Source organism: Fodinibius halophilus (assembly GCF_011059105.1).
GTDB classification, from domain to species: Bacteria; Bacteroidota; Rhodothermia; order Balneolales; family Balneolaceae; genus Fodinibius; species Fodinibius halophilus.
The window spans coordinates 201,028-213,008 of the sequence record NZ_JAALLS010000002.1 but is presented as its reverse complement, the minus strand read 5'-3'; the positions used below and the strand labels follow the sequence as shown (position 1 = coordinate 213,008).

Sequence of the window (11,981 nt, the reverse complement as noted above, 5' to 3'; positions counted from 1 at the left end):
AAACTCAAAGCTGGAACTGACTAGTTTCCGTCGTCAGACCCACCGTCATTACCATTACCGCCACCATTGTTACTCTGATTAGCCGGCAACTCAGGAATAGCAGAAGGAGTTTCAGATGGGTTATTAATATTATTTTGTTGCGTCGACTGCTCTGTTCCACTTTGTTGAACAGCACTTTCAGTAGTTCCGCCCCGTTCAATTGCAAAGTTCGCCAGTACACAAAGAACTAATAGCGCCGTTCCCAGTACAGAGGTTGATTTTGATAGCAAGTCGGCCGTTCGGCGGGCACCAAGTCCCTGCCCTCCGGCATTACCAGCTGCTAAACCACCGGATATGCCTTGTCCCTGCCCCGGCTGCAGCAAGATAACAATTGTTAATAAAATACAGATGAGCGTAATTACAGATAATATAATATAATAAAGCATGGTAAAATCTATGTAACTGTGTTTTTCAGACCAGTAAAGTTATTCAAAATTCCTTTTCTTTACAATGATATTATGTTTGATATAGATACAACCGTTTACTCCACTAATTATTTCATTAACTTAGCTACAGCAAATCGTGCAAAACATCACCGGTCGCATTCAGCAATTTATTGAAAACTCTCCCGGCTTCACTTACCAGGTCATTTTATCTGTTGTTGTTATTATCGCAATCTGGTTGATACGCTTTATTGCTATCCGCATAATCAACAGAAAGCTACCGGAGACAAAAATACAATATAAATGGCGTAAAAACCTCACTTATATTTCTGTTTTCCTGGGCTTTCTTATCGTTGGGCGTATCTGGTTTGAGGGACTTCAATCGGTAGCTACCTTCCTTGGCCTACTCTCTGCGGGACTTGCCATCGCACTTAAAGACCCCGTAAGCGACTTTGCTGCCTGGCTTTTCATTTTGTGGCGCAAACCCTTTGATGTTGGCGATCGTATACAAATTGGTGACGTCAAAGGTGATGTTATTGACCAACGACTCTTTAAATTCACCGTACTTGAGATTGGAAACTGGGTGCATGCCGACCAGAGTACCGGTCGTGTGGTACATGTCCCCAACCATTATGCTTTTTCCAAATCACTGGCAAACTATACCAGCAACTTTAAATTTTTGTGGAATGAAATAGAAGTTCTTGTCACCTTTGAGAGCAACTGGGAAAAAGCCAAAGAACTTCTGCAACAGATATCAGATAAGCATCTTGAAGATTCTGTTGAGCGCGCCGAACAACAGGTTCAGCAAGCCAAAAAATCATATCTCATCTATTACCGCTACCTTACGCCCATTGTGTATACTGATGTGAGAGACAGTGGTGTATGCCTCACTATTCGGCATCTTTCCGACCCACGCCAGCGCCGGGGGCTTTCGCAAGCGATATGGGAAGATGTGCTTCGCTCTTTTAATGAGCATGATGATATAGAACTGGCCTACCCCACCATGCGTATCTATAAAGAACCCAACCAATAACCTTAACTACTTTGGAATAGGCTGAATCAGATCCGCATTATTATTATCCAGATCATTCACCTTTTCCGAAACCCGGTTCACTGCCAAATCAGTTATTAAATAGCTATTCAAAAACTGTTTCAGGTCACCAGGCTTAATTTCATTATCAGCCAACCATCTTTTATGATCATCCGGGTGTAATAGTACTGGCATTCTATCATCTACGGGTTGCACCAGTGCATTGGCAGATGTTGTAAGCATAGCACAAGAATAGACATCACGCCCCGAAGAAGACTTCCATACCGAGTAGATTCCTGCAATGGCTGTCAATTCGTTTGAAAGCAATCGTATAAAAAATGGCGTACTCTTCTTTTCAGTAGTTTTCCATTTATAAAAACCCTTGGCTGGAATCAAGCATCGACGCTGAGCCAAACATTCAATTAACAGTTTATTCTCTTCCAGGTTTTCAATAGCAGCTTCGTAATTTCCTCGGCCCTCTTTCTCTTCTTCGGCATTTTCTGGAATTAGACCCCATACAAATTTATACAATTTTCGCTCTCCATCTTCTTTACAGATTGCAGGAATTAATGACCCCGGAGTTATATTAAAATCAGAATTAAAAAAATCATCTCGCTCTGATGTTACATGGAATAACTGTTTTACTTCTTCTTTTGATGCCTGAAACACAAATCGATCACTCATATGAACCTGATTTACTTGGTCTTTTAATGTAAGTTATAGCGTTTTTTAATGATACTCATACCGTATAAAAACTAAGAATGTTTCTCGACTTATGAATGTATTTACAAATAAAAAAGAGCAACGTCTGCGTGCAGGATGGCGACTGTTACTTCAATTCTTTACGCTTATCGTATTTATTGCTCCACTTTACTTTCCATTCTTCCTTCTTTTACCGGCCTCATCCCCACTCACGGCAGTTATACCACAATTTTTAGGTGTTATTGCAAGTATCTGGATTGCAGCCCAATATATTGATAATCGTAACTTCGTCGACTACGGTATCTATATAAACAAACAGTGGATCACAGAATTTATTGTAGGCACCGTATTAGCTTTTTTAGCAATTGGTGCTATCTTTTTCGTGCAATGGCAGCTGGGTTGGATTACGATTTCCGATTTTGGGTGGAACTTACCCTCGGAACAACCCTTCTTCTTAAACTTGCTGGTTTTCTTTTTGGCTATGGCGATGGTTGGCTTTTATGAAGAACTGTTCTCACGAGGATACCAAATACTTAATATTGTAGAAGGGTTGCGCTATCCGTGGCTGAACAAAAGGCTAATAGTATTTATCGCAATATTTCTAACATCTTCTGTTTTTGGATTACTTCATTATAACAATCCCAATGCCTCGGTACTTTCGACATGTAATATTGTTATTGCAGGATTTGTATTGGCAATACCTTTTATTTTTACTGGCCGTCTTTCTCTTTCGGCTGGCCTGCACTTTGGCTGGAACTTTTTCATGGCCGGGCTTTTTGGTTTTCCCGTTAGTGGAAAACAGTTTGATGTTGGAATTCTCAATATCCAGCAGTCCGGTCCCGATTTATGGACAGGAGGAAACTTTGGGCCTGAAGCCGGACTGCTCGTACTGTTAGGCATGGCAATAATGTTAGGGGGGGTATGCGTTTATCTTAGAACAAAAGGATGCGATCTGTCAATTCATCCTTTATTAATAAATAGATACAAAGTGCCTGGAAAATCAGGTGAGCAAGCGCAATAAGTTTTGTATATTCAGGTACCTTATGAGCATTGCTTGATTTTGAAGCAGTGCATGATGAACAAACATTAACTAAATGAAAGGTTAGAACGTTGAAGTTTGAAGAAATAGACCTGGGCCCCGATATCATGAGTGGGCTCGCAGATGTAAACTACACTGAACTTACTGAACTCCAAGAAGAGGTCCTTCCTGCGGTGTTGGAAGGGAAAGATGCATTGGTTAAAGCCGAACCCGGAAGTGATAAAATTGCTTCTTTTGTTATCCCTGCTTTAGAAATGATTGATGACAGGGAAGAAAAAGAAAGTGCTTCTGTGCTGGTATTGACCCCTAATCCCGAAGAGTCTCAACAAATAGATGAGCTTGTTTGGGCCATGGGATATCATGCGCAGATTGAAAGTGCTTCTGTGGATATGGATACCGAACCGGAAGAACAGGAAGAGGCCCTAAAAAGTAGTGTCCAAGTTATTACCGGTAACCCCGGTCCGCTTGCTGATATCACTAAAAAGCTTCGATTTGTATTTCGCGATGTGAAATTAGTGGTAATTGATGCTACCGATTCCATGGTGGAACTGGGATTACAATCGAAGTTGAAGGGCATTTTACGACGGGTGCTCAACGAACACCAAACCATCATTTATACCGGTGAGATGAATGATGAGGTTAAGAAATTTGCAAAGCATTACCTCGAAGACCCTGAAGTTATTGGGCTGGATTCATCTACGAAAATGCTTTCAGAGCCTCCAAAGGTGGACAGCAATCTCTCCCATGGCTACATTTATGTTCCTAATCGTATGAAGATTACTACATTAATGGCCCATATTGAGGAAACGCCCACTGATAATTGCGTAATCTTTACCGCCTCTAAACGGGGCACTGATCGTTTGTACCGTACCCTACGCAAACAAAACCTAAAGGCTACCAGCCTACACGGTAAGCTTTCTGATGAAAAGCGAGCCCAGCGGTTTGCTAATTTTACCAATGGCGATGTACAGTATCTTTTAGTGGCTGACATTCCTGCTGCAGAACTCGATATACAACGCGTTACCCAGGTTATAAATTATGATGTTCCTGCCAACCCCGATGAATATAGATACAGAGCTGATTTGGTCGGTTCCGGCAAGGCCTCACGCGTCGTTTCTTTGGTTTCGAAACAAGATCGTAGTGACATAAATGAACTTGAAAGCACATTAAAACAAGCGCCAAAAGAGCTTAATCTACCCAAAAAAGTTAAAGAAAAGCTTAAGGAGCGAAAGAAGAAAAAGAAGAAGGGTAAAAAGAAGTCAAAACATAAAAAGAAGAAACGCCACAATAACGGACGCAACAAACGAAAGAAAAAGAAGAAAGACGATCTTGAACTCCCGCGTCCCAGCTATGATAAACTAAGCGGTGGACGTAAAGGGCAAGCCAAGAAAGACCAAAAGTCCGGTGTTATTGGCCTCATAAAAGAGCTCTTCTCTTAATATTACATCACTTTTAAAAGAAAAAAGCCCCGATGATAAATCGGGGCTTTTTCTATATAAATTAAATTACCGGTTTTCTAGGCAGTCATCTTCTGTTGCTTTTTAGCCTCTGCGAAAACCACTTCTTTAATAGCTTCGAACCCATCCAATGTTTTCTGGATCTGTTCTTTGGTATGAGCCGCTGTTGGGATCAATCGAATGAGCACCGTTCCTTTGGGTACAACAGGATATGCTACACCACTCACAAATACGCCATGCTCTTCTCGAAGCTTACGCATAATAGTTTGGCAAAGATCAGTACTTCCCTTTGTAAGAACGGGTGTTACCGGACATTCTGCAGGCAACACGTTGTATCCCATATCACGAAGACCGCCGCGCAACATATTTGTATTCTCCCAAAGCTTCTCACGCCATTCAGGATTATCTTTAATCATTTGAAGACGCTTACGAGCAGACTTCACAATTGGCATAGGCACTGATTTTGCAAAAATCTGGCTTCGTACGTTCGCTTTCAAAAATTCAACCACCCGTTCATCAGTAGCAACAAAAGCACCGATAAGAGCAAATGCCTTAGCAAAAGTACCGAAATAGATATCAATACCATCTTGGCATCCCAGGTGTGTTCCCGTTCCGGAACCATCCTCACCCATTGTTCCAACCCCATGTGCATCATCAACAAGCAGACGGAATGGATACTTTTCTTTAAGGGCAATCATCTCATTCAGAATGCCGAGATCTCCGGTCATCCCAAAAGCCCCTTCAGTAACTACCAGAACAGCCCCATCATCGTTTTTTTTCCGATGTGCACGTTCCAACTGTTTTTCAAAACTTTCTATATCGTTGTGCTTGAAAACATATTTTTCTGCCATAGCCAGCTGCTTACCGTCTACGATACAAGCATGGCTCAGCTCATCGTATATTAATACATCTTTACGATCAACCAGGGCATGAATCACACTCATAATTCCCTGATATCCATAATTCAACAAAAATGCATCATCTTTATGAACAAAATCTGCGAGCTCTTCTTCTAGTTTTTCGTGCTCAGTTGAATTTCCGGTCATTAGCCTTGCACCCATAGGACTGCTAAGGCTATTGTCTTGTGCTATTTCGGCATCATAGTCTTTTACCTCATCATTACTACCAACTCCCAGGTAATCGTTGATGCTCCAAACGATTACATCTTCGTCATTAAACTTCATGACGGGACCTAAAGGTCCTTCAAGTTTAGGATAGGTGTAGTATCCATATCCGTCTGAGGTAAATTCACCCAATGGGCTCGGTCTGCCCTCAAGCTTATCAAATAAATCCATAAACTGCTGAACTATATCTTTGGTTAAGTGTAGATTATTTTTGCCAACCTATAATATGCGGGCTGTAAAAACATTTAAAAAAGGTAATGAAAAATACCTTATTGTCAAAAATGGAAGAAGCTTCAAAAAAGCCAGGTAAATGCCTAATTTTATTAAAGTTAAGATACTTTTAAACCTGTCATCCCAAAACTTTCTGGCAACTTCAATATTAAGGGTTCAAAATGTTTTAACCTAATAAAGAATAAAATGACAAAACAGGCAACTTTGCGACCGGTAGCATCGCTAAAAGATTTTATTAAAAAATCCAGTAATGACATCTCTTTACTAAGCGTCTCATTTAAGGGTACCCCGGCAGTTAAAGACCTTATAGAAGCGCAAGGGATACCACATACAGCAATATTTGGGCTTAAAATAAATGGAGAACGCAAAAGCCTGACATATAACCTTACCGGTGGCGAGGAAATTACAGCCTACCCGTTCGAGGAGATCTCAAAATCAAATTTATCATCCGAATTTATTAGCCCTGAAAAATTCATACTGGATATTCATCTTGGAAAACTAACTAAGAAGCTTCGCTTATTCGGCTTTAATGCTATACTCAATCCTAATTTTACAGAGCAAGATATAATCCATATTTCGAATGCAGAAAACAGAATGATCCTGACACGGAATATTGGCCTCTTACGTCATGGTGATACCCAACAGGGGTATTGGGTTCGAAATACTGATCCTGACAAACAGCTACGGGAACTTTTTAATCGGTTTGAACTATCTAAAAATATAAATCCTTTTAATCGATGTATGGAATGTAATGGCAGACTCGTCAGAGTAGCTCTTGCAGAGGTACAAGAAAAAGTACCGCCTAAGGTACAACAAAAACACTCACTATTTTACCAGTGCCAAGAGTGTCAAAAAGTTTATTGGCAAGGCTCACACTTTAAAGATTTTAAAAAGAAAGTAGATTTATTACAATCCCTTTAAATCTCCTCGATAATCTTGATAAGGTTTATCTAACCAAAAACCATTGATAGGCAAAAAAATGTAAAAAAGAATCATTTATTCTTAATACCCAGGCAACTAGTTGCACATGTCAACTAGTTGCCTTTTCTTTACCTATTCTAATTTTAACGTTATTATATATGAAATTAAAACAACAGTTGTGTTGTTGCACTTTAGGTTGCAAAATGGGCTTTGCCATAAAAGGCATTGTCAGGGTACTGAAAAAGAGATTTCAAGAAGAAGATATTGCATTGACAATAGAGCAATATTTTATCCTCAACATTATAGAAAATGATGAGAGTTTAATATTAAAGGAATTAGCTGAGATCCTTGATCGTGACAACTCTGCCGTGGTACGACACATAACAAAACTTGAAAACAAGCACTTTTTAGCCCGAGCAAAAGATCCCGACGATCAAAGAAGAAAAATATTACTTGTTACCAGAAAAGGCCTAAACATGTTGGAACAGGCCCGTAAAATTGCCCAAGAAGTAAACAACGAACTCTGGCAAGATATTCCTGAGGAAAAAATGAAATATCTCAACAATTTTTTTTCAGATATCTACGAAGAAGCCCTCGAATTAGCAAATTGTTGAACCAATCAACTACTTTAAAATATTTTGAATATTAGTATACCTAAAATCAATTATCAGATGAACGTTAAGCATCGGACTTATTTCTTACTATTTGTTTTTATTACTACCTCAATTGTCTTGTCCTCTTGTGGTAGCAACAATCAAAAGCAACGCAAGAATCAGCAACCACAATCTTACCCTGTCATTGAGTTGCAACCCCGATCTATTGAGTTAACCAGCAGTTATCCTGCTACACTGGAAGGCACACAAACAATGGAAATAAGACCGCGTGTCTCTGGATATATTGTTGAAATCCTAGTGGATGAAGGGGATACAGTAAAGAAAGGACAACCCTTATTTAAATTAAACAGCGAACAATACAAACAAGACGTTCGCTCTGGTGAAGCGAATGTACAAGCTGCCAAAGCTGCTGTTAAAACTGCAAATGATAAAGTCCACCAATATACTAAGCTAGTTGAAAAAAATATTGTAAGTACTTATCAGCTACAGAAAGCCAGAAACAATTATAAGGCAAAAAAAGCGGCTTTAGCACAAGCTAAATCTGCACTACAAAATGCCCGAATTAACTTAGGCTATACTGTAATCAAGAGCCCTGCCAATGGAGTCATGGGTACGATTCCATATCGTATCGGAAGTCTTGTACACAGTAGTATTCAAAAACCGTTAACCAAAATTTCTGATATTTCCGAGGTGTATGCTTACTTCTCGATGAGCGAACGTGAACTATTGGAGATGACAAAAAATAACATCTCAGAAATGGAATCGCATTCACTTCACGAGCGCATCCAGAGCATGCCGGGCGTGCGACTTATACTTGCCGACAACACCACATACGAACATAACGGAACTCTTCGATTGGCTAGCGGATTAATTAACACCCAGACAGGATCAGCATCTTTCCGTGCCCAGTTTCCAAATCCTAAAAAAATATTACGAAGTGGCGGTAGTGGGAATATTGAAATACCATTTCAAAAAGATTCAGCTATGGTAATCCCCAAAAAAGCTACCTACGAAGTACAAAATAAGGTATTTGTTTATACCGTGAGTGACGATAATACAGTACAAAGTACCGAGGTTCATCCTCTCAAACTTTCTACAAAACAGCTTTTTGTAATCAAAGAAGGGCTAACACCCGGAGATAAAATTATTACCGGTGGCTTAGGTAGTCTACGTAAAGGAGTCTCTATTCGGCCACAATCAATAAACAGCGACAGTTTGTATAACACATTATCCAATTAAAAGCTGTCATTATACGTTTCACAAGATTCCTCTATAGGCAACCACAAGTTTTTTAAACTAGCAACAATGATACAACGCTTCATTAAACGACCGGTTTTATCAACTGTCATATCTATTATTATTGTCATCTTGGGTATTTTAGGATATTATGCCTTACCCGTTTCTTTATATCCTAAAATTGCTCCGCCAACTATTGAAGTTTCGGCTTCCTACCCGGGAGCTAATGCTGAAACTGTACTCAATAGTGTTGTAGCCCCTATTGAAGAGCAAATTAATGGCGTTGAAGGCATGACCTACATGACTTCAACAGCAAGCAATAATGGTCGAGCACAGATACAAGTATTTTTCGAGTTGGGTACTGATCCTGATATTGCTGCTGTTAACGTTCAAAACAGAGTTGCCCAAGCATCCAGCTTTTTACCACAAGAGGTAACCCAAACGGGAGTGACTACCCAAAAGCAGCAAACAAGTCGGCTTTTAATTTTTACCCTTTACAGTCCCAACGGCAGCCATGACGGCACCTTTCTGGAAAACTATGCTCGCATTAATCTGATTCCGCGTTTACAACGTGTAAACGGTGTAGGTACTGCTGATGCCTTTGGGGCTAACACTTATGCTATGCGTATCTGGTTGCAGCCAGATGCTATGGCTTCCTACAACTTAGTGCCCAATGATGTTATCAGGGCCCTGAACGAGCAAAGTTTTGTTGCAGCACCAGGCGCTATTGGACAAAACAGCGGACAGGCAATGCAGTTTACTATGAAATATAAAGGCCGCCTCTCTAAAGTTCCGGAGTATGAAGATATTATTATACGGGAAGGCACTGAAAATGCCGACATGCTGCGATTAAAAGACGTGGCAAATATTCAGCTTGGATCTCAAACATACCGGGTACACAGTACGGCTAACGGTGGTCCCAGTGTTGGAATGTTCGTTTCTCAAACGGCTGGCGCTAATGCCCAAGAAGTCGTTCAAGATGTTAAAAAGGAGATCGAAGCTGCTTCCCAATCATTCCCCAATGACATAGAATATACCACAGTTTTTGATGCTAACAGCTTTTTAACAGCCTCTATTGATAAAGTATACATAACCTTTCTTGAGGCATTTATCTTAGTATTTATTGTGGTATTTGTCTTTTTGCAGGATTGGCGCTCTACCCTTATACCGGCTATTGCTGTACCGGTATCAATTATTGGTACATTTTTCTTCCTAAATATTTTTGGTTACAGCATCAACCTGCTTACGCTCTTTGCCCTTGTTCTTGCCATTGGAATTGTTGTGGATGATGCTATCATTGTAGTTGAAATTATTCACGCTAAGCTAGAAGAAGGGGCTGAGTCGGGAACAGAGGCAGCAATTGAGGGCATGAATGAGATAGCCGGGGCTATCGTTTCTATCACCCTTGTAATGTCGGCAATATTTGTACCCGTAAGCTTTATTACCGGTTCTACAGGGGTATTTTTTCAACAATTTGGCATTACGCTGGCTACAGCAATTATCATTTCAGCTGTTAATGCTTTAACACTGAGCCCTGCCCTATGTGCTTTGGTATTAAAACCGGAACATAAAGAAATTGGAGAAAAGAAATCACTTACCGATCGATTTGCCATCGCATTTAATACTGCTTTTGATATAGGCAAATATCGATATAAGAAAATTTTGGGATACTTTACTCGCAATGCATGGGCAGCCGTAGCTATTGTCATTGGCTCTATTGTATTATTTGGGTATCTATTCCAAACTACTCCTTCAGGCTTTGTACCTGATGAAGATCAAGGTACCTTCTTCGCCAACATTAGCCTCCCAGCTTCCGCTTCACTGGAACGTACTAAAGAAGTTATGGAAGAAGTAGATGGCATTATGGCCGACATGGATATCATAGATTCCCGACTGGCCATCTCGGGATTCGGAATTATCAGTGGGTCCGGCAGCCAGTATGGTTTCCTTGTTGGCAAACTCAATCATTGGAATACCCGTAACCGAAGTGTGAAAGAGGTAATCGGAGAGCTCCGTAAAAAAACGGCTCGTATTAAAGATGCAAACATAACATTCTTCTCTCCTCCTGTAATTTCCGGCTTTGGCAATACAAGCGGCTTTACCGTTAATGTACAAGACCTTAGCAGTGGTGAACTGGAACAGCTTGCTAAAACCAGTCAAAAAGTTCAACAAGCTCTTTTTCAAAGACCTGAAGTACAATACGCCGCCTCTTATTTTAACACCAATTACCCCCAATATCTGGTAGATGTTGATGTAGCCAAAGCACAACGCGCTGGGGTTTCCCCAAAATCGATCTTAAACGTTATGCAGGCCTATTACGGAGGTCTTTATATATCTAACTTCAACCGATTTGGCAAGCTCTACCGGGTATATTTGCAAGGGACTCCTCAATCACGAGGTTCAAAAGAAAGCCTGCAGAACATTTCGATCCGCAACAGCAATGGTGAAATGGCTCCTGCCAGCTCCTTTGTAGAACTTAAACGGGTATATGGACCGCAAAATGTTTCTCGCTTTAATCTCTTTAATTCTGTACAGCTGACAGGAGCAACCAATCCGGGCTATAGCTCCGGTGATGCTATAGATGCTATTAAAGAGGTGTTTGATAATCAGATTTCTGATGACTATACCTATGCATTCTCGGGATTAACCCGCGAAGAAAGCAAAGCAAGCGGACAAGAACTTCTTATTTTTGCGCTCTGTTTAATTTTTGTCTACTTCTTGTTGAGTGCACAGTATGAAAGTTACCTTGTGCCCTGGGCTGTAATATTACCTTTGCCTATTGGATTAGCCGGATCATTCATATTTGCAAATATTTTTGGCGTTGCCAACAATATTTATCTCCAAATCTCATCTATTATGCTATTGGGACTTCTGGCTAAAAACGCCATTCTGGTTGTTGAGTTTGCTCTTCAACGCCGCCGAGAAGAAGGAATGAGTATTGCCAAAGCAGCAATCAATGGTGCCGAAGCTCGTCTACGTCCAATATTAATGACCTCCTTCGCTTTTATTGCCGGTTTGCTTCCACTGGCATTGGCCACAGGTATTAATGCTAATGCTAACCAATCGATCGGTATTGGAACAGCGGGGGGCATGTTTATTGGAACGTTTATAGGACTTTTAGTTGTACCCATACTTTTTATCCTGTTTCAGAAACTGCAGGAGAAATTTTCAGGGGCTCCCCCAAAAGCAGTTAATAAGTAATTTT

At 40.5% G+C, this 11,981-nt stretch carries 10 protein-coding genes; 7 read left to right on the top strand and 3 right to left on the bottom strand.

Annotated elements, in window-relative coordinates; genetic code table 11:
- Positions 1-20: 20 nt before the first annotated feature.
- Positions 21-425: a preprotein translocase subunit SecG gene (gene secG / locus G3569_RS02635; protein ID WP_165265800.1), complete on the bottom strand. Its 405-nt coding sequence runs from the start codon at positions 423-425 to the stop codon at positions 21-23.
- A gap of 136 nt (positions 426-561) precedes the next feature.
- Here secG and G3569_RS02630 point away from each other — a divergent pair, with 136 nt between their 5' ends.
- Positions 562-1,455 (top strand): mechanosensitive ion channel family protein, encoded by an 894-nt coding sequence (locus G3569_RS02630; RefSeq protein WP_165265798.1) that lies wholly within the window; start codon positions 562-564, stop codon positions 1,453-1,455.
- A gap of 6 nt (positions 1,456-1,461) precedes the next feature.
- Here G3569_RS02630 and G3569_RS02625 read toward each other — a convergent pair whose 3' ends face one another.
- Positions 1,462-2,136 carry an SOS response-associated peptidase gene (locus G3569_RS02625; protein WP_165265796.1) on the bottom strand — a complete coding sequence of 225 codons (675 nt, stop codon included), beginning with the start codon at positions 2,134-2,136 and terminating at the stop codon, positions 1,462-1,464.
- A gap of 91 nt (positions 2,137-2,227) precedes the next feature.
- Here G3569_RS02625 and G3569_RS02620 point away from each other — a divergent pair, with 91 nt between their 5' ends.
- The gene (locus tag G3569_RS02620; protein WP_165265794.1) at positions 2,228-3,175 is read left to right on the top strand and encodes a CPBP family intramembrane glutamic endopeptidase; all 948 of its coding nucleotides are present in this window, start codon (positions 2,228-2,230) and stop codon (positions 3,173-3,175) included.
- An 89-nt stretch (positions 3,176-3,264) separates the two neighbouring features.
- Positions 3,265-4,632 carry a DEAD/DEAH box helicase gene (locus G3569_RS02615; protein ID WP_165265792.1) on the top strand — a complete coding sequence of 456 codons (1,368 nt, stop codon included), beginning with the start codon at positions 3,265-3,267 and terminating at the stop codon, positions 4,630-4,632.
- A gap of 77 nt (positions 4,633-4,709) precedes the next feature.
- Here G3569_RS02615 and G3569_RS02610 read toward each other — a convergent pair whose 3' ends face one another.
- Positions 4,710-5,945, bottom strand: coding sequence for an aminotransferase class I/II-fold pyridoxal phosphate-dependent enzyme (locus G3569_RS02610; RefSeq protein ID WP_165265790.1), 1,236 nt, complete (start codon positions 5,943-5,945; stop codon positions 4,710-4,712).
- A 246-nt stretch (positions 5,946-6,191) separates the two neighbouring features.
- Here G3569_RS02610 and G3569_RS02605 point away from each other — a divergent pair, with 246 nt between their 5' ends.
- The 4 genes from G3569_RS02605 to G3569_RS02590 all read left to right on the top strand — a co-directional run bounded on the left by G3569_RS02605 (position 6,192) and on the right by G3569_RS02590 (position 11,977).
- Entirely contained in the window at positions 6,192-6,926 is a 735-nt protein-coding gene (locus G3569_RS02605) for a Mut7-C RNAse domain-containing protein (RefSeq protein ID WP_165265788.1), read from the top strand.
- 158 nt (positions 6,927-7,084) lie between these two features.
- Complete coding sequence (locus tag G3569_RS02600) at positions 7,085-7,540, top strand: MarR family winged helix-turn-helix transcriptional regulator (RefSeq protein WP_165265786.1); 456 nt, start codon at positions 7,085-7,087, stop codon at positions 7,538-7,540.
- A gap of 57 nt (positions 7,541-7,597) precedes the next feature.
- Positions 7,598-8,779, top strand: a complete 1,182-nt coding sequence (locus G3569_RS02595; protein WP_165265785.1) for an efflux RND transporter periplasmic adaptor subunit — start codon at positions 7,598-7,600, stop codon at positions 8,777-8,779.
- A 66-nt stretch (positions 8,780-8,845) separates the two neighbouring features.
- A complete protein-coding gene (locus G3569_RS02590; RefSeq protein WP_165265783.1) occupies positions 8,846-11,977 on the top strand; it encodes an efflux RND transporter permease subunit in 3,132 nt (1,043 codons plus the stop codon).
- The last annotated feature ends 4 nt before the right edge of the window (positions 11,978-11,981 follow it).

Bases quoted from the DNA above. Each gene is read 5' to 3' on its own strand.
- secG (WP_165265800.1), bottom strand. From the start codon at position 425: ATGCTTTATTATATTATATTATCTGTAATTACGCTCATCTGTATTTTA.
- G3569_RS02625 (WP_165265796.1), bottom strand. From the start codon at position 2,136: ATGAGTGATCGATTTGTGTTTCAGGCATCAAAAGAAGAAGTAAAACAG.
- G3569_RS02620 (WP_165265794.1), top strand. From the start codon at position 2,228: ATGAATGTATTTACAAATAAAAAAGAGCAACGTCTGCGTGCAGGATGG.
- G3569_RS02610 (WP_165265790.1), bottom strand. From the start codon at position 5,945: ATGGATTTATTTGATAAGCTTGAGGGCAGACCGAGCCCATTGGGTGAA.
- G3569_RS02605 (WP_165265788.1), top strand. From the start codon at position 6,192: ATGACAAAACAGGCAACTTTGCGACCGGTAGCATCGCTAAAAGATTTT.
- G3569_RS02600 (WP_165265786.1), top strand. From the start codon at position 7,085: ATGAAATTAAAACAACAGTTGTGTTGTTGCACTTTAGGTTGCAAAATG.
- G3569_RS02595 (WP_165265785.1), top strand. From the start codon at position 7,598: ATGAACGTTAAGCATCGGACTTATTTCTTACTATTTGTTTTTATTACT.
- G3569_RS02590 (WP_165265783.1), top strand. From the start codon at position 8,846: ATGATACAACGCTTCATTAAACGACCGGTTTTATCAACTGTCATATCT.